The sequence below is a fragment of the Thioalkalivibrio versutus genome (assembly GCF_001020955.1).
Lineage (GTDB): Bacteria > Pseudomonadota > Gammaproteobacteria > Ectothiorhodospirales > Ectothiorhodospiraceae > Thioalkalivibrio > Thioalkalivibrio versutus.
In genome coordinates, this window is sequence record NZ_CP011367.1 from 2075831 (window position 1) to 2100529 (window position 24699).

Annotated in this window: 22 protein-coding genes; 12 read left to right on the forward strand and 10 right to left on the reverse strand. The window is 67.7% G+C overall.

All coding sequences use genetic code 11. The features are described 5' to 3' along the window. Positions 1-2 precede the first annotated feature (2 nt). A complete protein-coding gene (locus tag TVD_RS09615; protein WP_018168568.1) occupies positions 3-788 on the forward strand; it encodes an ABC transporter permease in 786 nt (261 codons plus the stop codon). Between the two features lie 82 nt (positions 789-870). Further along, positions 871-3093 (forward strand): bifunctional 23S rRNA (guanine(2069)-N(7))-methyltransferase RlmK/23S rRNA (guanine(2445)-N(2))-methyltransferase RlmL, encoded by a 2223-nt coding sequence (gene rlmKL, locus TVD_RS09620; RefSeq protein WP_047251487.1) that lies wholly within the window; start codon positions 871-873, stop codon positions 3091-3093. A gap of 101 nt (positions 3094-3194) precedes the next feature. On the opposite strand, the gene TVD_RS09625 is transcribed toward rlmKL, so the two are convergent. Next, complete coding sequence (locus TVD_RS09625; protein WP_047251488.1) at positions 3195-3521, reverse strand: hypothetical protein; 327 nt, start codon at positions 3519-3521, stop codon at positions 3195-3197. A gap of 10 nt (positions 3522-3531) precedes the next feature. Next, complete coding sequence (locus TVD_RS09630) at positions 3532-4863, reverse strand: sulfite oxidase (protein WP_047251489.1); 1332 nt, start codon at positions 4861-4863, stop codon at positions 3532-3534. Between the two features lie 326 nt (positions 4864-5189). Here TVD_RS09630 and TVD_RS09635 point away from each other — a divergent pair, with 326 nt between their 5' ends. After that, positions 5190-5930, forward strand: coding sequence for an FKBP-type peptidyl-prolyl cis-trans isomerase (locus tag TVD_RS09635; protein WP_047251490.1), 741 nt, complete (start codon positions 5190-5192; stop codon positions 5928-5930). Between the two features lie 2 nt (positions 5931-5932). On the opposite strand, the gene scpB is transcribed toward TVD_RS09635, so the two are convergent. From scpB to TVD_RS09660, 5 genes are read right to left on the reverse strand one after another with little or no spacing between them, the layout of a single operon-like run. Next, the gene (gene scpB / locus TVD_RS09640) at positions 5933-6658 is read right to left on the reverse strand and encodes an SMC-Scp complex subunit ScpB (RefSeq protein ID WP_018937863.1); all 726 of its coding nucleotides are present in this window, start codon (positions 6656-6658) and stop codon (positions 5933-5935) included. After that, positions 6655-7524: a segregation and condensation protein A gene (locus TVD_RS09645; protein WP_047251491.1), complete on the reverse strand. Its 870-nt coding sequence runs from the start codon at positions 7522-7524 to the stop codon at positions 6655-6657. The genes scpB and TVD_RS09645 overlap by 4 nt, the downstream gene beginning before the upstream one ends. 15 nt (positions 7525-7539) lie before the next feature. Beyond that, a complete protein-coding gene (locus tag TVD_RS09650) occupies positions 7540-8760 on the reverse strand; it encodes a tryptophan--tRNA ligase (protein ID WP_018951017.1) in 1221 nt (406 codons plus the stop codon). A 57-nt stretch (positions 8761-8817) separates the two neighbouring features. Continuing rightward, positions 8818-10185, reverse strand: coding sequence for a DUF945 family protein (locus tag TVD_RS09655; protein WP_047251492.1), 1368 nt, complete (start codon positions 10183-10185; stop codon positions 8818-8820). A 50-nt stretch (positions 10186-10235) separates the two neighbouring features. Beyond that, positions 10236-10850, reverse strand: a complete 615-nt coding sequence (locus tag TVD_RS09660) for an L-threonylcarbamoyladenylate synthase (protein ID WP_018168560.1) — start codon at positions 10848-10850, stop codon at positions 10236-10238. A 412-nt stretch (positions 10851-11262) separates the two neighbouring features. On the opposite strand from TVD_RS09660, the gene TVD_RS09665 reads away from it, so the two are divergent. Beyond that, positions 11263-11559, forward strand: coding sequence for a YciI family protein (locus TVD_RS09665; protein WP_018144390.1), 297 nt, complete (start codon positions 11263-11265; stop codon positions 11557-11559). After that, positions 11559-12416, forward strand: a complete 858-nt coding sequence (locus TVD_RS09670) for a peptidylprolyl isomerase (protein WP_047251493.1) — start codon at positions 11559-11561, stop codon at positions 12414-12416. The genes TVD_RS09665 and TVD_RS09670 overlap by 1 nt, the downstream gene beginning before the upstream one ends. A 41-nt stretch (positions 12417-12457) precedes the next feature. Here the strand turns inward: TVD_RS09670 and TVD_RS09675 are convergent, their stop codons facing one another. Beyond that, on the reverse strand, positions 12458-13012 hold the full coding sequence (locus TVD_RS09675; RefSeq protein WP_047251494.1) for a copper chaperone PCu(A)C: 555 nt from the start codon (positions 13010-13012) through the stop codon (positions 12458-12460). Between the two features lie 184 nt (positions 13013-13196). On the opposite strand from TVD_RS09675, the gene TVD_RS09680 reads away from it, so the two are divergent. The 4 genes from TVD_RS09680 (at position 13197) to TVD_RS09695 (ending at position 18576) form a co-directional block, all read left to right on the forward strand. Beyond that, the gene (locus tag TVD_RS09680; RefSeq protein WP_047251495.1) at positions 13197-14453 is read left to right on the forward strand and encodes an efflux RND transporter periplasmic adaptor subunit; all 1257 of its coding nucleotides are present in this window, start codon (positions 13197-13199) and stop codon (positions 14451-14453) included. After that, positions 14450-17638: an efflux RND transporter permease subunit gene (locus TVD_RS09685; RefSeq protein ID WP_047251496.1), complete on the forward strand. Its 3189-nt coding sequence runs from the start codon at positions 14450-14452 to the stop codon at positions 17636-17638. The genes TVD_RS09680 and TVD_RS09685 overlap by 4 nt, the downstream gene beginning before the upstream one ends. A gap of 437 nt (positions 17639-18075) precedes the next feature. Then, positions 18076-18261, forward strand: a complete 186-nt coding sequence (locus TVD_RS09690) for an addiction module protein (protein WP_047251497.1) — start codon at positions 18076-18078, stop codon at positions 18259-18261. A 9-nt stretch (positions 18262-18270) separates the two neighbouring features. Next, positions 18271-18576 (forward strand): type II toxin-antitoxin system RelE/ParE family toxin, encoded by a 306-nt coding sequence (locus TVD_RS09695; RefSeq protein WP_047251498.1) that lies wholly within the window; start codon positions 18271-18273, stop codon positions 18574-18576. A 299-nt stretch (positions 18577-18875) separates the two neighbouring features. Here TVD_RS09695 and TVD_RS09700 read toward each other — a convergent pair whose 3' ends face one another. Both TVD_RS09700 and TVD_RS09705 read right to left on the reverse strand, forming a co-directional pair. Next, on the reverse strand, positions 18876-20207 hold the full coding sequence (locus TVD_RS09700) for an MFS transporter (protein WP_047251499.1): 1332 nt from the start codon (positions 20205-20207) through the stop codon (positions 18876-18878). A gap of 46 nt (positions 20208-20253) precedes the next feature. Continuing rightward, positions 20254-20868 (reverse strand): retropepsin-like aspartic protease family protein, encoded by a 615-nt coding sequence (locus TVD_RS09705; RefSeq protein WP_018168552.1) that lies wholly within the window; start codon positions 20866-20868, stop codon positions 20254-20256. 162 nt (positions 20869-21030) lie between these two features. Between TVD_RS09705 and TVD_RS09710 the strand changes: the two genes are divergently transcribed. The 3 genes from TVD_RS09710 to ispG all read left to right on the forward strand — a co-directional run bounded on the left by TVD_RS09710 (position 21031) and on the right by ispG (position 24667). After that, positions 21031-21885 (forward strand): hypothetical protein, encoded by an 855-nt coding sequence (locus TVD_RS09710; protein ID WP_047251500.1) that lies wholly within the window; start codon positions 21031-21033, stop codon positions 21883-21885. A gap of 54 nt (positions 21886-21939) precedes the next feature. Then, on the forward strand, positions 21940-23076 hold the full coding sequence (locus TVD_RS09715) for a coiled-coil domain-containing protein (RefSeq protein WP_047251501.1): 1137 nt from the start codon (positions 21940-21942) through the stop codon (positions 23074-23076). A 364-nt stretch (positions 23077-23440) separates the two neighbouring features. After that, entirely contained in the window at positions 23441-24667 is a 1227-nt protein-coding gene (ispG, locus tag TVD_RS09720; protein WP_018168549.1) for a flavodoxin-dependent (E)-4-hydroxy-3-methylbut-2-enyl-diphosphate synthase, read from the forward strand. The last annotated feature ends 32 nt before the right edge of the window (positions 24668-24699 follow it).

A 24699-nucleotide genomic window follows, 5' to 3' on the forward strand; every position in this document is an offset into this window, starting at 1 on the left:
CCATGTCCGGCGACCACCCCATCCTGCCCCGCCCCAGCCTGCGCTTCGTCGCCGTCTGGCGGCGCAACCTGCTGGTCTGGCGCAAGCTGATCGTGCCGTCGATGCTGGGCAATTTCGGCGAGCCGATCCTGTATCTGCTGGCCTTTGGCTACGGCTTCGGCAGCCTGGTGGGCGATCTCGACGGCATGCGCTACATGGTCTTCATCGCCTCGGGCATCATCTGCTCCTCCGCGATGTTCACCGCCAGCTTCGAGGGCATGTATTCCGCCTACACCCGCATGGCGGAACAGAACACCTGGCTGGGCATGCTGGCCACCCCGCTCACGCTGGACGACATCGTCTTCGCCGAGGCCGTCTGGGCCGCGACCAAGGGCCTGATCAGCGCCATCACCATCCTGATCGTCGCCAGCGTGCTGGGGCTGGTGGCCGATGCCCGCGCGCTACTGGCGCTGCCGGTGATCTTCCTCGCCGCGTTCACCTTCGGCGCGCTGGCACTGGTCATTACCGCCCTGGCGCGCAGCTACGACTTTTTCCTCTACTACTTCACCCTGGCCGTCACGCCGATGTTGCTGCTGTCCGGGGTGTTCTTTCCGCTGACCGAACTGCCCGGCTGGGTGCAGGGCCTGGCCCTGGCACTACCACTGGCGCATGTACTGGAGATCGTGCGTCCGCTGATGACCGGCACCTGGCCCGCGGCCTGGCTGCCGCACCTGGCCGTGATCACCGCCTACGGCGGGAGCGCCATCATCCTGGCCACCTACCTGATCCGCCGGCGCCTGCTGCGCTGAACGCCGCGAGTCTCCAGTCCCGCTCCGGCACGGCACCCGGTTGTGCCAGAATGTCGGGCTTCCCAGCCAGCCCGAGCCCACGATGACCGAGTCTCCCTCCGGCGAACCGATTGCCCCCTTCGACCCGACGGCCGACCGCCGCGAGTATCTGGCCACGGCCGCCGGCGGGCTCGCCCCGCTGGTCGCTCGCGAGCTGGAGGGATTCGGTGCCCTGGACCTGCGCGAAGACCGCGCCGGCATCCACTTTCACGCGGATCTCGCCACGCTGTACCGCTGCCTGCTCGGCAGCCGCGTGGCCAGCCGCATCCTTCTGCCGCTGGTACGCTTCGACGAACCCGACGGTGATGCCTGCTACGTCGCCAGCCGGGCCCTGGACTGGCCCGCCCTGTTCGGGCTCGACGCCACCTTTGCGGTGGATGTGACCGGCAAGAGTTCGCACATCGGGCATACCCATTTCGCCGGGGTGCGCGTGAAGGATGGCATCGCCGACGCCTTCCGCGACGCCGCCGGCGAACGCCCCGACGTGGACGCCGCCGATCCGGACGTGCGCGTGCTGCTGCAACTGCAGGGCCGACAGGCCCAGATCAGCCTGGACCTCGGCAACGGTGGCCTGCACCGTCGCGGCTATCGCGGCAGCGGCGGCGACGCCCCGCTGCGCGAGAACCTCGCCGCCGCGCTACTGATGCGTGCCGGCTGGCCGGAACACCTGGAGACCCATCCCGACGCGCAGTTCCTCGACCCCTTCTGCGGCAGCGGCACCCTGGTGATCGAGGCCGCCCTGATGGCCACCCATACCGCCCCCGGCCTGCTGCGCGAGGGTTTCCGCCCCCATGGCTGGTCCGGCCACGACGCCGGGCTCTGGGCCAGCTGCGTGGCCGAGGCGCGTGACGCGGTGCGCCCCTGGCAGGGCCCGCCGCTGCTGGGCAGCGACCGCGACCGGGGCGCGGTGGCCGCCGCCCGCAAGGCGGCCCAGGCCGCCGGCGTGCGCGACTGCACGCGCTTCGAGCAGGCCGAGGCCCTGACCCTGGAGCCCCCGGCCGACCACGGCATGCTGGTCAGCAACCCGCCCTACGGCGAGCGCATCGGCAACACCCCGGAACTGATCAAGCTCTACAGCCTGCTGGGCGAGCGCCTGCGCAGCGCCTTCGGCGGCTGGCATGTCGCCCTGCTGGTGGCGGACACCACCGACTCGCAACGCCTGGGCCTGCGCGCCAGCCACAAGCACCGCTTCTACAACGGCACCCTTGCCTGCCACCTGCTGCAGTTCGAGATCCATCGGCGCGACGAGCCGACCGCGGCCCCGGCGCCGGATTTCGCCAACCGCCTGCAGAAGAACCTGCGTCACCTCGCTCGCTGGGCGCGACGCCAGGAGATCACCTGCTATCGCATCTACGACACGGATCTGGCCGAATTCCCCCTGCAGATCGACCGCTACGAGGCCGAGGACGGCACGGTTCACCTGCATGTGCAGGAGTTTGCCGCGCCCGCCAGCGTCGATCCCGCACGCGCCGAGGCGCGTCTGCGCGGCGCGCTGGCCGCGATGCTGGAGGTTACCGGCATCGAACCCGCCCACCTGCATTACAAGCAGCGCCGGGCACAGAAGGGACGCTCGCAGTACCAGCGCGCGGAGACCGCCCAACCCGCTCCGTTTCCGGTGCACGAGCACGGCTGCCGCCTGTGGGTCGACCTGGATGCCTACCTCGACAGCGGGCTGTTCCTGGACCATCGACCGATGCGCCTGCGCCTGCAACAGGAATGCCGCGGCCTGCGCCTGCTGAACCTGTTCTGCTACACCGCCGCGGTCAGCGTGCATGCCGCAGTGGGCGGTGCCCGCCAGACCGTCTCGGTGGACCTGTCCAACACCTACCTGGAGTGGGCCGAGGACAACTTCCGCGCCAACGGCCTGGAGGCCGAGATCCGCGATGGCCGCAGCCGTCGCCAGCCCGGCACCCACGCCCTGCTGCGCGAGGACGTGATCCACTGGCTGGAAGGGGCCACGGACACCCCCGGCATGGTCTTCGAGCGGATCTTCCTGGATCCGCCCACCTTCTCCAACTCCAAGCGCACCGAAGACGACTTCGAGGTGCAGCGCGACCATGCCCACCTGATCCTCCTGGCGGCGCGCCTGCTCACCCCGGACGGCGTGCTCTACTTCTCCACCAACCGCCGCCGCTTCGAGCTGGACCACGAGGCCCTGACCGGGCTCCATGCCCGCGACATCACCCGCGAGACCCTGGACGAGGACTACCGACGCCCGCCCCCGCCCCATCGTTGCTGGGCCATCACGCGCGCAGGCCGCGAATAAAGAGGCGGGGCGCCGAGGGCAACGGCGCCCCGCCTGCACAGGGCACACACAAAAAAACGCCCCGGGAAAACCCGGGGCGTTTTGTCTTCACCGTGTCACGATCAACTCGGTGGGTAGAAGGTTTCCAGGTAGTCCAGGATCTCTTCCTCCACTTCGGGGGAGAACTCCCAGAGCCCCTGGGTGTCCTGCATCCAGCGGATCTGTTCCAGCCAGATCTTGCGGGTGTACCCACGGCTGGTGAACAACCGGGCCGAGTGACATACCGTGCAATTGTTCTTGACCGTATCGAATCCCGGCGCCTTGATCAGCCCGGTTTCCGAGTCGGTCTTGTACTCCTCGGCCGCCTCGACGTGGTCGCCCGCAACTGCGGGCGCCACCCAGAGGAGGCCGAGGATGGCCGGCAACAACAGGACCATCTTCGACTTCATTGGTGCCTCCTTACGCTTTGACGCGGACATCGATGTGGTGGGCCTTGTTGTTGCCGTAGCCCCGCGGGTTCCAGCCCGGCAGCACCATCGGCTGACGATCGCCCTTGCTGTTGGTGGCCACGGCCCACACCTGATGGAAACCGGGTTCGGAGAACTCGATGTCCGCCTCCCAGGTCTGCCAGGCAAACTTGTTCACCGGACGCTTCAGATCGGCCTTCTGCCAGGTCACCCCGAAATCGGTCGAGACATGAAGCTCCTCGACATCGCCATAGCCATCCCAGGCCTTGCCCGCAACCTTCAGCGTGCTGCCGACGGAGGTCTCGGCACCGGTCTGCGGATAGGTGATCAGGGACTTCACCGGCATTTCCTCGAGGACGACCATGTCCTCGTTCGGGACGTCGGCACCCGGCTCCACCGGATGACGCGGTACGCGATAGCTGTGACCGGTCATGCCCTGACCGTCATGCTCGCGATCACGGACGAGGATCTCGGTCAGCCACTTGCCGCTGGCGGAACCCGGGAAGCCCGGGGTGATCAGGCGCAGCGGATAACCGTGCTGTTCCGGGATGTCTTCACCATTCATCGCCCAGACGATGAGGGTCTCGTCTTCCACGGCCTTGCGCATGGGGCAGCCACGCGACAGCGCGTCCAGATCATCACGGCCGCTCAGGTGCGCGTCACCGGCCTTGAAGCCAATGTACTCGGCCTTGTCGGCGTCGTAACCAACGTCTTCCAGCACGTCGCGCAGACGCACACCCGTCCAGGTCGGGCAGCCAACCGCACCCAGATCCCACTGGTTACCGCGCGGGGACGGCTCGAACGCGGCACGCCCGTTGCCACCACACTCGATCCAGATTTGCAGGGTGTGGTGCTCGAACTTCTCCTTGAGATCCGCGATGGTGTAGGACTTCTCCCCGTTCGCCGCTTCGCCGTGGACCGTCAGGGTCCATGCGGATGCGTCGATCCCGGCCTTCTCCGGAGGCACGCCGTTATTGCGGACAAACATATTGGGGAACGGCGTCACTTCGTCATGCAGCAGGTGCGGCGGCAGCTCGCCGTTGATCGGGCGGTCATTCAGCCAGATAACGCCGTCCACCTTGCCCTCCACGTGGAAGCCTTCGATGCCGGCGGCCACGGCGCTGGACAGGGTGCTGCGGTTGAACATGGTCTGCATGGCGGTTTCCGCGCCCAGACCCATCACGGCCAGGGCGGCACCGCCCTTGCCCAGGCGACCCAGGAAACCGCGACGGGCGGCGCCCGTCTCGGTCAGCTGTTCGGTCTCCCGGATTTCTTCTTCGGACTTGCGGTCCATCTCGGAACCATCGTTCTTGTGGTCAGTCATTTGCCTGCCTCCGGCTTGTTCTCGGAACAAAAATTCACGTACTGCCCCTCTCTCCCTGGGACAGCCACATGGAGTTGTAGCAAACGTCTTCAAAGCCTGCAATAAAAAATGGGGATTTTTTACAAGATCCAGAACTTTCTACATAACGCCTGTATTCGATCACTGACATGTGGTGTAGAATAGCGCCCCACTGGATATCGCAACCTGCTGATACCAATACTTTATTAACCATTTTTAATATTAACGGATGCTACATAATGAAGATCGAGTTTTGTCGTTCCGCATATTCCGGATTTATTATAGTTACAGCAGCACTGATCGGCTCGATGCTCGCAGGCGGTATTGCCAGTGCAGAGTCGGAAGCATCCATCGAGATCCACGAAATCGAAGCCGGCGAAGGGCCCGGGATCGTGCGCCATGACACGGCCATCCTGCATTACACCGGGACGCTGGAAGAAGACGGGAGCGTGTTCGATTCCAGCCGCGAGTCCGGCGCGCCATTTGCGCTCACGCTGGGGGCGGGCCAGGTGATCCCGGGCTTCGAACAGGGCGTGATGGGCATGCGCGAAGGCGGCAAGCGCGAAATCGTCATCCCGCCGGAACTCGGCTATGGCGAACGCGGGGCCGGCAACATTATCCCGTCCAACGCGACCCTGCGCTTCGAGGTCGAGATCCTCGACGTCGAACGCGCACCGTTTAGCGGGCTGGACAACGAAGGCCTGGCCGAGAAGATCCGCGAGGGCGCAACCATCGTCGACATCCGCCGTCCGGACGAATGGGCGGAGACCGGCGTGATCGAGGGCAGCCATCGCATTACCGCCTTCGACGAGAATGGCGAGCTCAACCCGACCTTTGGCGAGCAGTTCACCAATCTGGTCAAGCCCGACGAGGAAGTCGTACTGATCTGCCGCGTGGGCAACCGCACCGGTGCCCTCGCCCGCGCTTTGGCCGACGGCCTTGGCTACGCGAACGTCTATAACGTGACCGACGGCATCATGGAATGGCTGGACGACGATCGCCTGGTACAGCACGACTGCCCGGAAACCGCCGAAACGGCCCAGTGCTAATCTCAGAGTGAGTGCGTCGGGGGTGCCGGCTCCGGATCCGGATCGGCATCCCCGTCATCGAAATCGAGACGCTGGTTCGTGCCCGGACCGGCGTCTTCTTTCGCGTCCGGTGGCGACAGGCTAAGGCCCGCGTCGGAGGCCACATCCGCCAGGTCGCGGATCTGATCGAGCGGCGGCAGTTCTTCGAGGCGCTGCAGACCCAGGTCGTCGAGGAAGCTACGGGTGGTCGCGTACAGCGCGGGGCGGCCCGGCACCTCCTTGTGCCCTACCACCCGTACCCACTCGCGTTCCTGCAGCGTGCGCATGATCCCGGTGCTGACCGCCACCCCGCGCACAGCCTCGATCTCGGCGCGGGTGACCGGCTGGCGATAGGCGATGATCGCCAGCGTCTCCAGCAGGGCCCGTGACAGCCGCGCCGGGCGCTCGGGCTGGGCGGCCTGCACGGTCGCGGAGAAGCGCGAACGCACGCGGAAGCGATACCCGCCAGCGGAGCGCACCAGCTCGATCGCGCGATCGTTATAGCGTTCCTGCAGACGACCAAGCGCCCGTTCCAGCAAGGCCTGATCGATCTCGCCAAGGTCCTCGCAGGCAGCCTTCAGGTCGCGCGGCCCCACCGGTTCCGCGGCCGCGAACAGCACGGCCTCCACCGCCAGCTCGACGGCCCGCAACTGTTCGTCATCAACAGCGGCGGCAGACACCTGCACACCCGATACAGTGGTTTCGTTCACGCCGGCGTTCCCTCTTCGTCTCCCACGGGCGCCCCACGCCGGCGCAACCGGATAGGGCTGTAGGGTTCGCTCTGGCCCCACTCGATCAGGCCCGCCTTGGTCAGCTCCAGCACCGCCAGGAACGACACCACGACTCCCTGGCGCCCCTCGGTAGCCAGAAGCAGGGTCACGAAATCGGTGAAGCGTTCGGGATGCAGGCTGTCGAGGATGTTCGACATGCGTTCGCGCACCGACAGCTGCTCGGTGGAGACATGATGGTGCGCCATCAGACTGGCGCGGTGCATCACCGCCGCCAGCGCCTCCATGAGCTCGTCCAGCGTCGGCCCGGGCGGCGGTGGGCCCTCGAGCGCCTCGACGCTGGCGCCAGCGGCGAACACATCGCGATCCATGCGCGGGAGGGCATCCACTCGTTCGGCGGCGATCTTGAATTGTTCGTATTCCTGCAGCTGCCGGATCAGCGCCATGCGCGGGTCGGCATCCTCGTCTGCCTCGGCCTCCTTCGGCCGCGGCAGGAGCATGCGCGACTTGATCTCGGCCAGCAGGGCGGCCATCACCAGATATTCCCCCGCCAGCTCCAGGCGCAGGGCCTGCATTACCTCGATATAGCCCATGTACTGCCGAGTGATCTCGGCGATGGGGATCGACAGGATGTCGAGGTTCTGGCGACGGATCAGGTACAGCAACAGATCCAGCGGCCCCTCGAAGGAGTCGAGAAAGACCTCCAGGGCGTCGGGCGGGATATAGAGATCGGCCGGCAGCTCCGCCACCGGCTCGCCATGCACACGATAAAGCACCTCCCCGTGCGCGCCGGTCTCGACGGTCGCGGGGCGCTCGAGGTCGTCGCTCGAGTCAGCGTACGGGTCCATGCCTCAGACTCTGGCTCATCGCAGGTAGTCCAGGCCCATGGCCCGGCGCACCTCTTCCAGGGTCTCGCGGGCCTCTTCGCGGGCGGCCTCGGAGCCCTCGACGATGATGGAGCGCACCAGCGCCGGATCCTCGGCGTATTCCTTCGCGCGTTGCTGGATGGGTTCCAGCTCGGCCTGCACCGCCTCGATCAGCGGGCGCTTGCAGTCGAGGCAGCCGATGCCCGCCGTGGTGCAGCCGGCGTACAGCTCCTCGCGCTGGCTCGCGTCGGTGTAGACCTTGTGCAGATCCCATACCGGGCACTTTTCCGGATCCCCCGGATCGGTGCGCCGCACCCGCGCGGGATCCGTCGGCATGGTACGGATCAGGCTCTCCACCTCGGCCGGCTCGGTACGCAGGCTGATGGTATTGCCGTAGCTCTTGGACATCTTGCGCCCGTCCAGGCCCGGCATCTTCGAGGCCGGGGTCAGGCGCGGCTGCGGCTCCGGCAGGATGATCTTGCCGCCACCCTCGAGGTAGCCGAACAGGCGTTCGCGATCCCCCAGCGAGATGTTCTGCTGCGAATCGAGCATGGCCCGGGCAACCTCCAGCGACTCTTCCTCGCCCTGCTCCTGGAAGCGCTTGCGCAGGTCGCGGTAGCGCTTGGCGGCCTTCTTGCCCATCTTGTCGGCGGCCGCCTCGGCCTTCTCGGCAAAGCCGGGCTCGCGGCCGTAGAGGTGATTGAAGCGCCGCGCGATCTCGCGCGTGACCTCCAGGTGCGATACCTGGTCCTCGCCCACCGGGACCATGCCGGCGCGGTAGGCCAGCACGTCGGCGCTCTGCAGCACCGGATAGCCGAGGAATCCGTAGGTCGCCAGATCCTTCTCGCGCAGCTGCTCCTGCTGATCCTTGTAGGTCGGTACCCGCTCCAGCCAGCCGAGCGGGGTAATCATCGACAACAGCAGATGCAGCTCGGCGTGCTCCGGCACACGCGACTGCACGAACAGCGTAGCGGAACCCGGGCTCACTCCGGCCGCCAGCCAGTCGATGACCATCTCGGTCACGTGCTGCTGCAGGTCACCCGGATCCTCGTAATGGGTGGTCAGCGCATGCCAGTCGGCGACGAAGAAGAAGCACTCGTAGTTGTGCTGCAACTCGATCCAGTTCTTCAGCACACCGTGGTAGTGGCCCAGATGCAGGCGCCCGGTGGGGCGCATGCCGGAGATCACGCGCTGGTTGGTACCCTGGTTACTGCTCACGGAATCTATCCCTTCCTCTCAGAATAAAACGGGCGCGTCCACACCCGGTCTGTCGTCTCAGAACATGCCGCCGGAGAAGGCGAACAGCAAGGCCAGAAGCATTGCCGTGCGATCCACGTCGTTGATGCGCACGCGGCCGTCCGCCATCGCCAGCGTGCCGTGCCAGTAGCCGGCCTCGGCATCGCGACGGACCCAGCCATCCGCAGCCAGGGCATGCAACTGCGCGTCCAGGTCGATATCGGGATACGCGGCGTCGAATTCGGCCACCCATTCCAGCCCGAGTCGCAGATCGCTGTCCAGCCGCAGGGTCTCCAGCGGGCGGGTCGTCAGACTTTGCTGCGTGCCATGCAGGCCGAGCTCCGCGTCCAGCGCGACCTGCCGGGGCGGCTCGTCGTTCAGCGACGCCCGCAACTGGATCGCCGGCTGGTGTTCAATCATGCTGCCCAGGGCGTCGATCATCGCCGAACCGATCAGGGCATTGCGCTGCTCGCCCTCGATGCCACGCGCGTCGACCGCTTCCAGCTCGGCCAGAAACTGCAACATGCTGGGACGGTCCCAGCGCAGGATCCCCGCCTGCAGGTCCAGGGCCGTCAGCGTCAGGGCATCCCCCGCACCATCATCCACCCGGGCGTGATCGACCTGCAGCCGCAGGCGCGAATCCATGCGGTCGTTGTTCGTATGCTGGAAGGCGTCGAGGCGGGGGCGCTCCAGGTGAAGGCGGGTCGCCTCGCCCTCACGCAATTCGATCACGGCCGCCGCCAGACCGCCTTCGTAGTCCGGCAGCCGCCCGAAGACCCCGTCGGCATCGGCCTCGAAAACCGTGGCATAACGCGCCTCGCGCGCCTCCCACGAGAAGCTGGCATCGGACAATCTCGTTTCCGGCAGGTCCAGGCTCACCAGGATCTGCTCGGACGACCAGGCGAAGCGCCCCTGACCCGCCGCAAGATCCAGCCACAGCGGGCCGCCCACCGTAGCGGCGTGTTCGGCCACCTCGGGCACGCTCATCAGGTCCATGCGCAGATCGTCGAACGCAATGCGGGTGGTCACGCCACCGCCGATCCCCGAGCGCGAATGCACCTGCAGATCCAGCGAGCGCAACAGGTGGGCGAGCAGCGAGTCGTCCGGGGCGGCCAGGGTATCCAGATCCACGAAGGAATCGCCGCGCGCCCCCAGCAGGCCATGGCGCACAGCGTGTACCAGGGGGATCTCGAAGCGCCCGTCGGCATCCTCCAGGATCAGCCGACTGCGACCGCTGGCGGCCAGGTAGCCGCGCTCGTATTCGAGCATCTCGTGACGCAGATACACCTCGCCAAGCTGAGCCTCGTGTGTCTCGGCGACAGTACCCTCGACCTGTGTGCCGACCACCACCGGCCAGATGGCCGCCACTGCCAGCACCACCACCGCAAGAACCACCCACTTACGCATTGCGCCTCCCTGCGGCCGTGCCGCGCCGTGATCCCCGCCGTCGGCCGGGGCTATTCATCCAGAAATCCCACGTCGCCCAGGCCATGCCGCATCACCTCGGGCGCGTCGCCGGTCAGATCCACCACGCTGGTGGCCTCCAGGGTCCCGGCGCCGCCGTCAATCACCAGATCCACCACCTTGCCCAGGCGCTCCTCGATCTCCCAGGGCTCGCTCAACGGGTGTTCATCCCCGGGGAGTTGCAGGGTCGCGGACATCAGCGGCGACCCCAGCTCTTCCAGCAGCGCCGAGACAATCGGGCTCGCCGGCACGCGCATGCCGATCGTACGGCGCTTCGGGTGCTGCAGCCGCCGCGGGACCTCGCGGGTGGCGGGCAGAATGAACGTGTAGGCCCCCGGGGTCAGGGCCTTCATCAGGCGAAAGGCGGTGTTGTCCACCTTCGCGTACACGCCCAGTTCCGAGAGATCGCGGCACAACAGCGTCAGGTGATGGGTCTCGTCCACCTGACGGATGCGGCGAATGCGATCCGCCCCGGTCTTGTCGCCCGGCAGGCAGGCCAGCGCATAGCAGGCATCCGTCGGCAGGGCGATGACGGCCCCCTCCTGCAGCTGGTCCAGGACCTGCCGTATCAGCCGGGGCTGGGGATTATCGGGGTGGATCGAGATCATGGGACAAGTCGGTGCGGTGATCGGCCGCGCAGTGTAGCGCATCCATCGGCGCGCCCATAAGAACGAGCCCTTAAGGAGACGCTGATTGAATCGCGCGCTCGCGCTCGAGTCGCTTTTGCGTGCGAACAAGGCGCGGTGACTGCCGTGCAGTCACTCTGCACAAGGGAGCCGCAACGCTGTTCGCGCGCAAAAGCGGCCGAGCCCCTGCTTTGAATGGTTTGTGGGGTTGGTGCCCCAGGTTCCCCGATCCTGCGTTGCGCCGCTTGCGGGTAGAACCACTACCCGATGCTCGACGCGCCTTGTCTCGGAAAACAGGGGGCACCAACGCGAGCGCGCGATTCAATCAGCGTCTCCTTAACGGCATCCGGCCGCCGACATCGTTAGACTGGTGCCCTTACCGAGGAGAATGCCGATGCTGTACATGATCCAGGGCGAGGATGCCCCCGATTCGCTGGATGCGCGCCTGGCCGCGCGCCCGGAACACGTCGCCCGGCTGCAGGCCCTGCGCGACGACGGCCGGCTGATCCTGGCCGGCCCCTGCCCCGCCATCGACAGCAACGACCCGGGCCCGGCCGGCTTCACCGGCAGCCTGATCGTCGCGGAGTTCCCCTCGCTGGAGGCCGCACGGGAGTGGGCCGACGCCGACCCCTACGTGGCGGCCGGCGTGTACACCACGGTCGACGTACGCCCGTTCAAGCAGGTGTTTTGATGAAGCGGCGCATCCTGACTATAGCCCTGAGCGCCCTGGCGCTCGCCGGGCTGCTCGCCGCCTGCGACACGCAGGACCAAGCCACGCCGGAGCTCACCGGTGACGACGTCACCACGGATACCGGGGACGCCGATACCGTCGCTATCGTCAACGGTGAAGCGATCACCCGCGCCGACCTGTTGGCCTACGCCGGCATGGACGAGGATCCCGGCCCGGCCGCGAGTGACGGCACGCTGGAGGAAGTCATCAGCCTTGAGCTACTGCGTCAGGAGGCGGTCGCCCGCGGGCTGGATACCGATGCCGAGACCCGGCGCATCCTGCGCATGGTCGAGACCAACCTGCTGGCTTCGCTGCTGATGGAGCGCATCACCGCAGAGCTCGACATCACCCAGGCGGACCTCGAGGCGGAGTACGACCGCCAGATCGAGCAGATCCGCGGCACCGAATATCGCGCTCGGCACATCCTGGTGGAAGAGGCGGAACGCGCCCGCGAACTGCTCGACGAGCTGGAGGCCGACGCGGACTTTGCCGAACTGGCCGAAGCCCATTCCACCGATCCGGGCTCGGCGGCCCGTGGTGGCGAACTTGGCTGGTTCGCCCCGGAACAGATGGTCCCCGCATTCAGCGAGGCGGCCATGGCGCTGGAACCGGGCGAGACCACCGCGGCACCGGTCGAGAGCCGCTTCGGCTGGCACATCATCCGCCTGGAGGAAACCCGCGATACCCCGGTCCCGGAACTGGAAGACGTGCGCGCCGAGCTGATCGAAATCCTCGAAAGCCGTGCCATCCAGGAGTATCTGGAGGCGCTGCGCGAGGATGCCGACGTCGAGATCCCGACCCGGCCCGCCAACCAGTAAGGCCGGAACGCTGTGTACCCAACGGGTACGCCGCGTCCGTTTCAGTGCCCGTCGTGCCCGGCCCCATGGCCCATGTCGCGAGCGTCTCCGTCCATATGGTGCCCGCGGGGGTGACCCTCACCGGCACCCTCGCTCCGCTGCACCCGGGCATGGATCGCCATGGTTTCACCGTCGGCAAACTCCAGAAGAACCGGGATCCAGTCCCCCGCCGTCAGCGGCTCGTGCAGGCCGATGAACATCAGATGCAGTCCGCCCGGCTCCAGCACCAGGGTCTCGCCAGCCGGGAGTTCCAGGCCGTCGACCTGGCGCATGCGCATCACGCCATCCACATGGGCATGCTCGTGTAGCTCCACCACCTTCGCGATGGGCGCCTCCGCCGCAACGATCCGATAATCCTGATCGCCGCTATTGCGGAGCACGAAGTAACCACCCGTCATGTCGCCCGGCATCAGGCGAATCCACGGCGTCCCCTCCATCTCCAGGCCATCGCGGCACTCGCAGATCTGCGGCGCATCGGCCAGGACCGGAGCCGCAACGCCGCCCGCCAGCAAACTCGCCGCCAAAAGGCCGCCAAGAAACCACTTGGATCCCTTCATCGCCTTTATCCTCATTTAAGCGAAACGTAATATTGGCACAACAGGGACCGACCGCAAGCGCGGAGGTTCCCCCACAAACCGCGATGGTATGATGTGGCCCGCTGCGGGAACCTCCGGCCCGCGCGCGTCTCCAAGCGACGAGCCATACCCGGCTTGCCAGTACCGCGAACAAATCGAGATACCCATGCCGCGCGCCCTCCGCCGAGCCATCCTCCCTGTCCTGATCCTCGCCGTCGCGGTGGTGGGATTCATGATTCTGCGCGCGACCGGGCCCTCGGCGCCGCCGCCGGAGGCCAGCGAACGCACCTGGCCGGTGCAGGGTCTGACCGCCGAGCCCGGCACCCACCGCCCGGGCATCATGCTGAACGGACGCAGCCAGTCCGCCCGCGATGCGCTGCTGCGTGCCGCGGTCGAGGGCGAGATCGAAGACGTGCCGGCGCGCGCAGGACAGCGGGTGGCGTCGGGAGATGCCCTCGTCCGCATCGACCCGCGCGAGGCCCAGCTCCTGCTGGACCAGCGCGAGGCCGAACGCCAGGAACTGGAAGGCGCGGTCGAGAGCGAGGAACTGCGCGCCCGCTTCGACCGCGAGGCCCTGCGCCGCGAACGCGAACTGCTGGCGATCGCCGAGCGCGGCCTGGAACGGGCCCGCGACCTGCGCGGACGCAATCTCGGTTCCGAATCCGACGTCGATGCCGCGCGCGAACGCCTGCAACAGGCCAGCATCACCGTGGACAGCCGCGAGCAGGCCGTGGCCGATGCCCCGATGCGCCGGGCCCAGGCCGAGGCCCGCCTGGCGCGCGCCCGCGCCGCCGAGGCGCAGGCCGCGATCGACCTGGAACGCACCACCATCCGCGCCCCCTTCGACGCCCGCGTCGTCGAGGTCGAGGTCGCCACTGGCGAACGCGCCCGGCCCGGGGACCCGCTGTTGCGGCTGTACGCCGTGGATGATCTGGAGATTCGCGCCAGCCTTCCGGAACACCTGGTCGCCCGGGTCGAGGCCCTGCTGCAGGAGGGCACATCCCTCCCCGCGCACGCGACGGTCGGCGGCCACGAGATCGAGACCGAGCTCGCGCGCCTGGAGGGCGAGACCCGCAGCGGCGACTCCGGGATGCGCGGGGTGTTCGAGGTTCGCTCGGGCGGCCAGCGCCTACCGCTGAATCGATTCGTCGAGCTGCGCCTGCAGCTGCCCGAGGAGCCCGACAGCCTGGCCGTTCCCTTCGAGTCCCTGTTCGGGCGCGACCGCGTGTTCCGCGTGGTCGACGGCCGCCTGGAGTCGCTGCAGGTGGACCGTCTGGGTGACTTCATCGACGCGGACGGCAACACCCTCGCCCTGATCCGCAGCGACGCGATCGCCGCTGGCGACACCCTGATCGCCACCCGCCTGCCGAATGCCGTGGATGGCCTGCGGGTCGAGGTTGAAGAACAGGATTCCGGCCGATGAGCGAATCGGAGACCGGCAGCGCGCCGGAATCCGGGCAGCCCATGCCTGGTGGCGGCGCGCAGGAACACGACGGGCCTCCACGCGGCCCGATCCAGCTGTTTCTGGAGCATCGCCTCGCCGCCAACCTGCTGATTGCACTGATGCTGCTGGCCGGGGCCTTTGCCCTGACCCAGCTGAATACCCAGTTCTTCCCCAACTTCGAACTCGACTTCGTGACCGTCGAAGTGCCCTGGACGGGGGCCAGCGCGGAGGACGTCGAACGCGCCATCGTCGACCCGCTGGAGCAGGACCTGCGCACCGTCGACGGCCTGCGCAACATGACCTCCACCTCGGCACTGGGCATCGGCGTGGTCACCATGGAGTTCGAGGCCGGGACCGACATGACCCTGGCGCTGGAGCAGGTCAACGACCGTGTGAACCAGCAGCGCAACCTGCCAGAGGCCGCCGAGACCCCGGTGGTCACCCGCATCATCCGCTACGAGCCGGTGGCGCGGTTGCTGCTGACCGGCCCCGAGGACCCGCAGCAACTGCGCATCCTCGCGCGTCAGTTCGAACGCGAACTGCTGGATGCCGGCATCGCGCGCATCGAGTTCACCGGCCTGACCGAGGACGAGATGGCCATCCAGGTGCCATCCGCAACGCTCTACCGCCTGGACATGACGCTCGCGGATATCGGCGAGCAGATCCGCGCCATGGCGCAGGACCTGCCGGCCGGCTCGGTGGGTCGCGACGACACCGCACGCCAGATCCGCAGCCTGGAACAGGCGCGCGACATCGTCAGCTTCGAGCGCCTGGTACTGCGCGGCGATGGCGAGCTGGGGCGCCTGACCCTGGGCGATATCGCGACCCTGGACCTGCGCCATCGCGACGGGCAGGTACGCGTCCGCGCCAACGGCCAGCGGGCGATCGAGATGCAATTGCTGCGCTCGGAGACCGGCGACTCCCTCGCCGCCGCGCAGGTGCTGGAGGACTGGCTGGCCGAAACCCGCCCCGCCCTGCCGCCCGGGGTTGATCTACAGGTCACCGATGCCTTCTGGGAGCTCCTGTCCGAGCGCATCACCCTGCTGCTGAAAAACGGTCTGGGCGGCCTGTTGCTCGTCCTGGCAATCCTGTTCCTGTTCCTCAACCGCCACATCGCCCTGCGCGTGGCACTGGGCATCCCGATCGCGTTCACCGCCGCCTTCGTTGTGCTGTGGGTGGTCGGCGGCTCGATCAACATGATCTCGCTGTTCGGCTTCATCATGTCGCTGGGGATCATCGTCGACAACGCCATCGTGGTCTCGGAGCACGCCTACAGCCTGCACCAGCGCGGAATGTCGGCCAGCCGTGCCGCGCGCGACGGGGCCCGGCGCATGGTCGGCCCGGTGATCGCCGCCTCGCTGACCACGGTCGCCGCCTTCCTGCCGCTGATGCTGATCGGGGGGATCATCGGCAACATCCTGTTCGACATCCCGCTGGTGGTGATCTGCGTCATTGTCGCCACCTTGCTGATCGCCTTCCTGATCCTGCCTGCACACCTCAAGGGCGTGATGCACCGGCTCAAGCCGCCGCGCCCGGGCAGCCTGCGCGAGCGGTTCGACAACGGCTTCGAGGGCTTCCGCAACGGCGCCTTCCGCCGCGCGGTCACGGTCTCGGTCAATCATTCCGGCACCACTCTTGCCTTGGCCGTCGGCGCTCTGATCCTGGCCATCGGCCTGGCCGCCAGCGGGCGCATCGGCTTCACCTTCTTCCCGTCGCCGGAGGGCACCATCGTCAACGCTGGCGTCAACTTCGTCGCCGGCACCCCGCCGGAGCGGGTGGAGGCCTTCCTGATCCACGTCGAGGAGGCCCTGGCGGAGACCGAACAGGAGCTCGGCGGCGACCTGGTGCGCGCCTCGGTGACTCGGCTTGGGCGCGGGATCGACCCCGGCGACGGCAACGCCCCACGCGGCGACCAGTTCGGCAACATCCAGGTCGAACTGGCATCGCCGGAACAGCGCGAGGTGCGCAACCGCCAATTCATCCAGGCCTGGGAGGAGCGCGTGCGCCAGGCCCCGGGCATCGAGAATTTCAGCATCGACGAGCGCCAGACCGGCCCGCCAGGACGCGATCTGGAGGTCCGCCTGACCGGCGACGACCCGCATGTGCTGAAAAATGCGGCACTGGAACTGGCGGATATCTTCGACGACTTCGCCGGCACCTTCGCCACCAACGACGACACCCCGTTCGGCCGCGAACAGCTGGTGTTCCAGGTCAAGCCGGAGGGCCGCGCCCTGGGCCTGACCACCGAATCGGTCGGTGCCCAGCTGCGCGACGCCTTCGACGGCCACCTCGCCCAGCTCTACCAGGACGGGCTGGAAGAGGTCGAGGTGCGCGTGCGCCTGCCGGATCACGAACGCCATTCCAGCGAGAGCCTGGAGCGGCTGAACCTGCGCCTGCCGAGCGGCGAATTCGCCCCGCTGGGCAGCGTGGTCGATCTGCGCTCGCGCCAGGGCTTCGAGACCCTGCGCCATGCCGATACCCGCCTGGCCATCCAGGTCTCCACCGAGGTCGACCGCAGCGTAAACAACGCCGCGCGTATCCGCGCCGCGCTGGAGGACGGCCCGCTGGACGACCTCGCGGCACGCTACGGCATCGAATACTCCTTCGAGGGGCGCGCGGCCGACCAGGCCGAGACCTTCGCCGACATGCGCACGGGCCTGATCCTGGCGCTGGGGCTGATGTACCTGACCCTGGCCTGGGTGTTCGGCTCCTGGGGCTGGCCACTGATCGTGATGGCGATCATCCCGTTCGGGATCCTCGGCGCCCTGCTCGGACACTGGATCCTGAATGTGGAGCTGACCATTCTGTCGCTGTTCGGCCTGTTCGGCCTGACCGGGATCGTGGTCAACAACTCGATCATCCTGGTGAGCTTCTACCAGGGCCTGCGCGAAGCCGGATTGGCCCTGCAGGACGCGATCGTCGAGGCCGCCTGCCAGCGCCTGCGCGCGGTGATCCTGACCTCGGTCACCACCATTGCCGGCCTCACGCCACTGCTGTTCGAGCGTTCGGTGCAGGCCCAGTTCCTGATCCCGATGGCGATCTCCATCGTCTTCGGCCTGGCCATCGCCACCGTGCTGGTACTGTTCGTGATCCCCGCGCTGCTGCGCCTCTACGAAGGCCGCTTCGACCGCGGCGCCTCCACCACCCACCACGCCACCGAATAGCCCTCCCTGCCCCTCGTGGCCCTGTATTTTCACCACGAAGCGCACGAAGGCACGAAGAAGGGCCAGGTCAAGGGCGATTGCACCACGGAGGGCACGGAGGGCACGGAGGGCACGGAGGGCACGGAGAAATGCGATGGTGGGACAGGGGGCCGAAAAGCTGGGGCGAGCAGAACGGTGGGTGGTCCAGTCAGACCGTTCGCAGGACACCGACACGCTTCGCTTCGCTCAACGGCATCCCGCCCAATTCGAAACCTTCTTTGATTTTCTCTGTGTACTCCGTGTCCTCTGTGGTCCAATCGCCCTTCTTCGTGCCTTCGTGCGCTTCGTGGTGGATCAAGCAACCTGCGCCCAGCGGCACGCGCCCAGCCGGCTGGTCTATAATGAATTCGCATGTTCGAAGGGAGTTACCCGTGTCTGCATCCCTCGCGCTCGATCAGATGACCACGACCGAAAAGCTCCGTGCCATGGAAGAGCTGTGGGAAGACCTGGCGCGCAATCCCGCGGATATCTCCGTCCCGGACTGGCATCGCGAGGTACTGGAGCAGCGCCAGGCGTCCGCGGCCAGCGGCGACGCCCGATTCCATCCCTGGGGCGACGTCAAGCAACGCCTGCGCAACAGGTAACCCTCTGCCTTGCGCATGATCGAGCTCCTCGACGCGGCGGAAGAGGACCTGGCCCGAGGTGCTGCCTTCTACGCCTCCCAGTCCCCGGGGCTGGGCGAGTACTTCCTCGATGCCCTCTTTTCCGACATCGACTCCCTGCTCCTGTACGCCGGCGTGCACGAGGAACATCATGGTTTCCACCGTCTGCTTTCCCGCCGTTTCCCCTTCGCGATCTACTATCGGGCCGATGACGAGATCATCCGCGTCTACGCCATCCTCGATTGCCGCCAGGCCCCCGGCCCTCTCGCCACGCGCCTGAGCATTCCAGACGAGTAGCCCGAATTTTCACCACGAAGCGCACGAAGACACGAAGAAGGGCCAGGTCAAGGGCGATTCCACCACAGAGGGCACGGAGGGCACAGAGAAATGTGATGGCGGGCCAGGGAAGGTGCGGAACGCTGGGGCGAGAAGGACGGTGAGTGATCCAGTCAGACCAGTGGCAGGGCATTCGTGCATTTCTCTTGGCACAGACGGCTTCCTGCCCGGTTCAAAACCTTCTTGGATTTTCTCTGTGTACTCCGTGTCCTCTGTGGTCCAATCGCCCTTCTTCGTGTCTTCGTGTGCTTCGTGGTGAATCAAACAGGCTCGGTGCGGCGGCGGTCGGCGAGGCGGATGGGGATGGATGCCAGCAGCCCGGCGAGGAACAGGAACAGGCAGAACAGGATGGCGTTCTCGAGGCCCAGCCAGACCTGGAGCAGCCCGATGCCGAGCAGGCCGAAGATCGCCGCGGCCTTGGACGCCAGCCCCCAGAACCCGAACCAGCGCCCGGCCTCGCGCGCCGGGACCATCAGCGCCACCAGGGCACGCCCGGCGGACTGCGCCGAGCCGAGGCAAAGCCCCGCCAGGATGCCGACGCCGAGGAACACCATCTGCGCCTCCACCGGTCGTCCCAGCAGCACGCTCAGCCACTGGGCGATGGTCGGCGTGGCAAAGATCGCCAGCACCGCCAATGCCCAAAGCACCAGCGTGATGCGATAGATGCGCACCGGCCCCGCGCGGTCCTGCAGGAACCCGAAGCCCACGGCACCGATCACCGCGGTGATCTGGGTCACCACGAACATCAGCACGCGCGTCGGTTCGTCCCACTGGATCACCTGCGCGCCATAGATGAAGGTGAAGGCGATGATGATGTAGATCCCGGCCATCACGAAAAAGATGGACACGAACAGCGCGCGCAGGTCGCGGCGCTCGCCCAGCGTGACCAGCGAGGCCTTCACCCGCTTCCAGCCGAGCCCCAGCTGGACGTTGCGCGCCATGCGCCGACGGGTGCCGCGCTCCTTCAGGAACAGGAAGGTCGGCAGCGCCGAGACCAGGAAGAAGGCCGCGGCGAACGGCCCGACCCAGCGAATGCGCTCGAAGTTCTCCGCGCTCACCTCACCCAGCAGCCCCAGGGCAAAGGCCGTTGCCACCAACCCGCCGATATACCCGAGCCCCCAACCCAGCCCCGAGATCCAGCCGAGCTTCTCCGGCGGGCCCAGGTCGGGCAGGAAGCTGGCGATGAAGGACTCGCCGATGGCATAGCCGAAGTTCGAGGCGATGATCAGCGCCATGCCGAAGAACACCAGCCCCGGTTCGACGAAGTACAACAACGCGGTGGTGATGATCGTCAGCACCCACGAGGCGGCGAGGAAACGCTTGCGCGAGGCGGTGGCATCCATGATCGCCCCGGCAAACGGGGCGGCCACGATCACCATCGCGTAGCTAACCGCCAGGGCCACGCTCCACAACAGGTTACCGAGGCGATAGTCCGGGGCGTCGCCGACGATCACGCGCGTAAACAGGTCGCCGAAGATCACCGTGATGATCAACAAGGTGTAGGCCTGATTGGCGAAGTCGAACATCGCCCAGCCGAAAATCTCGCGCCGGGGGGCGGGCGCGTTCTCGGGATGGCGCCGAATCAGCGGCATGCAGGAATCTCGGGGGTCATGACGGGCCACATGCTAACCCACCTCCTCAGCGCTCGCGGATCACGACGGCATCGCCGTCCGTTTCGACCGCGAAGTGCTCGAGGAAACTGCGGCCCAGACGCGAGCGCGGCAGTGCATCGTCGGGCAACACGATCGCACTGACCCCCGAACGGCGTAGCGCGCCCACCTGCAACTGCTCGATCCGGACGCGCTGCCCATGCTGCGTGCCCCGGACGTCGCGGATGCGCACCGAGCGCCCCTGATCGGCGTCAACCCCGGCCTGCTCGGCATCGGTCTCACGCAGCAACACCGAGTCAGCCTGCGCATCGACGACGACGGTAACGGCCGTGCCGTTCACCCCGGCGGTCAGCGCATGCTCGCCGCGCGAATCCCGATGCACCCGCACCTCGCCACCTCCCTCCGCCGGCCCAATCGGCCGCGCCGGGGCCGCCCGTTGCTGCACCCGCAGCTCATGTTGTCGGCCGCCGTACTCCACCAGGGCCGCGCCCGGGCGCGTGCGCAGGACCCGCACCCCGCCCGGGCCGGACTCGCCGGTGGAGACCACGGCGCGCTCGTCCCCCACGGACAGCACCGCGCGATCCCCGAACACCGCATGCAGACGCAGTTCCTCCGCGGCCACAGAGGCCGGCCACCACAGCATTAGCCACACCGCCAGACCGAACACGGCCGGCGAACAGTATCGAGCGAGACGAGTCCAAGTCATGCCGCAGTTATAGCGCCTCCGGCTGAACGAAACCGGAACACCAGGCGACAACCCCGGCGCCTGCTACCATCAGGGCGTGCATATCCTCCTGGAGCCCCCGTGTCCCGTTCATCCTCGTCCACCGCGTCCAGCCCACTCCCGACCCGGCATATCGCCCTGCGCCATGCCTTTACCGTGACATTGCTGGTAATCGGGCTGTGGCTGATGCACATGAACCTGCGGGTCCTGCCCGAGGCCGGGGTGATGGCGCTGTGGATCGGTGTCACCCTGCTGATCGCCCATGGCGGCTTCCGGCGCCACCGGGTACGGCGCGCGGCCTTCCTGCGCGGCTACCTGGAGCCGCCCAGCCAATGGCCTCGCCGCCTGCGGGGCGGGCCGCTGATGGCCCTGCGTCACCTGATCATCGGCGCGCTGCTGGGCGGACTGCTGCTGATCACCCTCGCGCGCATCCCGACCCAGGAGGTCTGGGCCGCCCTGCTGGTCGCCGGCTTCGTGCTGGTGATCAGCGAGGCCCTGTTCGCCCGCCTGCTGCGCGGCCATGCCCATCCGCAGTTCGCACCGGAACTGGTCCGCCGCGGGGCCCTGCGGCTCACGGGCATGCTGCTGATCGTCGCCCTGCTGGCGCTGGCCCTGCTGGCCCGGTACCCCGACCTGACCGGCGCCTCGCTGGAACAGGCGGTCTGGTTCCTGGTCCACCAGGAGGCCGCACGCAGCCATCTGCTGGAGGCCGGATTGCAACTCGCCGCCGCCCAGGACGCCCTGCGCCTGTGGCTGGGCCAGCAGTGGTTCCCGCAGGGTGTGGAATCCCTGCCGGCCCTGCTCGGCTGGCTGCTGGTACTCGCGGAACAGGCCTTCCTGGCCCTCGGCTTCCTGCTGCTGGCCAACGGCCTGCTGCCGCTGCGCCCGACGAACGACACCCTGGGCGACCCGCGCAACGCCCCCGTCATCGAGTAGCCCGGACCCCGCCATGCCGTCGTGCATACCGCAAGCCCCAACCGGCACCCGGCCATGGCGATGACGGCGGGGTGGCATACGGCCTGGACCTGGCTGGTCCTGACCCTGCTGGCCAGCACCAGCCTTTTATGGCTGGCCAGCCAGCACGAACCCCGTAGCTGGGAAGAGGCCGCTCCGCTGACCCTGCAACTCGGCGAGCAGCGCTACCAGGTCGAGCAAGAACGCCTCACCCGCCTCGAACGCTTCACGCTCGAATGGCTGGAGGCGGGGGACGCCGAGGCCCGGGACCACTGGCAAGGCCGCGTGGATGCCGAACTCGATGCCCGCTTCGCGGAACTGCACGACCGCGTCCCCGAGGTCGCGGACTGGTACTACTCGCTGGGCGCCGAATACATGCGCCTGTGGCTGCGCGGGACCCAGTGGCTGGGCGACACCGAACCGGATGCCCCCGCGCGGATGCTGCGCGAGCGCCTGCTGCCCGAGGCGCTGTGGGATCACGCCCTGCGGGACCTGGCGACCCGCGTCGAATGGGGCGTGGACGAGCAACAACGCCAGGTTCGCGACGCCTGGCGTCTGGAGCTGGCCGAGCGCCTCGCGGACGCGCGCATCCCGGACCCACCGCCGCGCGCCGGAGGGGCCTCAGCGGCCGAGATCGAACGCGGCCACGCCCTGCACGCGGCGCTGGATATCGACCTGGAGCGCTTCGATCAGCGTACCGGCCTGGCGGCCACGGCCGCCGCCGGCACCGGGCTCGCGACCCCGTTGATCGCGCGTGCCGTGCAGGCCCGGCTAGCCACCCGCGCCACGCAGGCGGGGCTGGCGCGCAGCCTCGGTCGCGCCGGGCGCGTGGGCGCCCTTGGTGCCGGGGTCTGCGCCTGGAGCGGTCCGTTCTCGCTGGGCTGTGGCATCACGGCCGCCGGGGCCACGATCGTCGGCGTGGACTGGCTGCTTCTGCGGCTCGACGAGACCCGCCACCGCGAAGACCTGGAGCAGGCCCTGCACGAGGCCCTGGACGCCCTGCACGCCGAGACCCGCCTGGCCTGGCAGCAGGCCATCGCCGAGCGCGTCGAGGCCCGGCACGCGGCCAGTCGCGCCGCGGTCGAGAACACCTTCCAGCCCTGGCGCCGACCAGGACCAACGTCGGGGGCTGCGTCCGGAGATGGCCACGGCCCCTCGGGGACCTCGCCATGACGGGAAAACGAGCACCGTCATCGCGAGGAGCGCAGCGACGTGGCGATCTCCGTGGGTGGCCCCGGCGTCGGCCGGGGCGGACGTCGGGGGTTTCGCCCGGAGGTCACTCGCTGCGCTCGCCCTTCGGGCCGGCCTGGGGCCGTTCAACGCGCTTCGCGCTTTTGTGCCACGGCCCCTGGCGGGGCCTCGCAATGACGGGGGCAAGGAGCACCGTCATCGCGAGCGCCGCAGGCGCGTGGCGACCTCCGTGGACACCCCGGCGCCAGCCAACGAGGACATTACGACTTGGGGCCTGCAGTTTCTCGGCAGTCGAGCAGTGCTGCGTTACACTCCGCACACCGTTACCTCGCGCCCGCGCCTACTGATGAATACGACTCCCAAGCGCCACAAGACCGTCCCCGTCCGCGTCGGCAACGTCACCGTCGGCGGCGACCACCCAGTGATGGTGCAATCGATGACCAATACCGACACCGCGGACGCCCTGCGCACCGCCGTGCAGGTGGCGGAACTCGCGCGCGCCGGCTCCGAGGTCGTGCGCATCACGGTGAACTCCGAGGCCGCGGCGAAGGCCGTACCGGAGATCCGCGAACGCCTGGATGCGATGGGACTGGACGTGCCGCTGGTCGGGGACTTCCACTTCAACGGCCACAAGCTGCTGACTCAATACCCAGAGTGCGCGCAGGCGCTGGCCAAGCTGCGCATCAACCCGGGCAACGTCGGGCGCGGCTCGAAGCGCGACAGCCAGTACGCGGCCATGATCGAGACCGCCTGCGAGCACGACAAGCCGGTGCGCATCGGCGTGAACTGGGGCAGCCTCGACCAGGCCCTGCTCGCGCGGATGATGGACGCGAACAACGAGCGCGCCGAACCCCTGTCACCGGAAGCGGTGATGCAGGAGGCCCTGATCACCTCGGCGCTGGAGAGCGCGGCCGAGGCCGAACGTATCGGCCTGCCGCATGACCGCATCATCCTGTCGGCCAAGGTCAGCGGCGTGCAGCCGCTGATCTCGGTCTATCAGGACCTGGCCGCACGCTGCGACTATCCGCTACACCTGGGTCTGACCGAGGCCGGCATGGGGGCCAAGGGCATCGTCGCCTCCACGGCCGCGCTATCGGTGCTCCTGCAACAGGGTATCGGCGACACCATCCGTATCTCGCTGACGCCGGAGCCCGGCGGCGACCGTACTAAGGAAGTCCTGGTCGCGCAGGAGATCCTGCAGAGCATGGGGCTGCGCAGTTTCCTGCCGTCAGTAGTCGCCTGCCCCGGCTGCGGACGCACCTCCAGCGAGTACTTCCAGCATCTGGCGCAGGACATCCAGACCTACATCCGCCACCAGATGCCCACCTGGAAGGAACGCTATCCGGGCGTGGAGGAGATGACCGTCGCGGTGATGGGCTGCGTGGTCAACGGCCCCGGCGAGAGCAAGCACGCCAACATCGGCATCTCCTTGCCCGGCACCGGCGAACAACCGGTCGCCCCGGTCTACGAGGACGGCGAGAAGACCGTTACCCTCAAGGGCGACCGCATCGCCGAGGAATTCCAGGCCCGCGTCGAGGCCTACATCGAACGCCGCTACCGCCAGACCGCCTGACGTTCCCGTTCACCACGAGGCGCAGAGAACAT

Excerpts from the sequence above, each read along its gene's own strand:
- TVD_RS09615 (WP_018168568.1), top strand. The coding sequence starts at position 3 with ATGTCCGGCGACCACCCCATCCTGCCCCGCCCCAGCCTGCGCTTCGTC.
- rlmKL (WP_047251487.1), top strand. The coding sequence starts at position 871 with ATGACCGAGTCTCCCTCCGGCGAACCGATTGCCCCCTTCGACCCGACG.
- TVD_RS09625 (WP_047251488.1), bottom strand. The coding sequence starts at position 3,521 with ATGAAGTCGAAGATGGTCCTGTTGTTGCCGGCCATCCTCGGCCTCCTC.
- TVD_RS09630 (WP_047251489.1), bottom strand. The coding sequence starts at position 4,863 with ATGACTGACCACAAGAACGATGGTTCCGAGATGGACCGCAAGTCCGAA.
- TVD_RS09635 (WP_047251490.1), top strand. The coding sequence starts at position 5,190 with ATGCTCGCAGGCGGTATTGCCAGTGCAGAGTCGGAAGCATCCATCGAG.
- TVD_RS09645 (WP_047251491.1), bottom strand. The coding sequence starts at position 7,524 with ATGGACCCGTACGCTGACTCGAGCGACGACCTCGAGCGCCCCGCGACC.
- TVD_RS09655 (WP_047251492.1), bottom strand. The coding sequence starts at position 10,185 with ATGCGTAAGTGGGTGGTTCTTGCGGTGGTGGTGCTGGCAGTGGCGGCC.
- TVD_RS09660 (WP_018168560.1), bottom strand. The coding sequence starts at position 10,850 with ATGATCTCGATCCACCCCGATAATCCCCAGCCCCGGCTGATACGGCAG.
- TVD_RS09665 (WP_018144390.1), top strand. The coding sequence starts at position 11,263 with ATGCTGTACATGATCCAGGGCGAGGATGCCCCCGATTCGCTGGATGCG.
- TVD_RS09670 (WP_047251493.1), top strand. The coding sequence starts at position 11,559 with ATGAAGCGGCGCATCCTGACTATAGCCCTGAGCGCCCTGGCGCTCGCC.
- TVD_RS09675 (WP_047251494.1), bottom strand. The coding sequence starts at position 13,012 with ATGAAGGGATCCAAGTGGTTTCTTGGCGGCCTTTTGGCGGCGAGTTTG.
- TVD_RS09680 (WP_047251495.1), top strand. The coding sequence starts at position 13,197 with ATGCCGCGCGCCCTCCGCCGAGCCATCCTCCCTGTCCTGATCCTCGCC.
- TVD_RS09685 (WP_047251496.1), top strand. The coding sequence starts at position 14,450 with ATGAGCGAATCGGAGACCGGCAGCGCGCCGGAATCCGGGCAGCCCATG.
- TVD_RS09690 (WP_047251497.1), top strand. The coding sequence starts at position 18,076 with ATGACCACGACCGAAAAGCTCCGTGCCATGGAAGAGCTGTGGGAAGAC.
- TVD_RS09700 (WP_047251499.1), bottom strand. The coding sequence starts at position 20,207 with ATGCCGCTGATTCGGCGCCATCCCGAGAACGCGCCCGCCCCCCGGCGC.
- TVD_RS09705 (WP_018168552.1), bottom strand. The coding sequence starts at position 20,868 with ATGCTGTGGTGGCCGGCCTCTGTGGCCGCGGAGGAACTGCGTCTGCAT.
- TVD_RS09715 (WP_047251501.1), top strand. The coding sequence starts at position 21,940 with ATGGCGATGACGGCGGGGTGGCATACGGCCTGGACCTGGCTGGTCCTG.
- ispG (WP_018168549.1), top strand. The coding sequence starts at position 23,441 with ATGAATACGACTCCCAAGCGCCACAAGACCGTCCCCGTCCGCGTCGGC.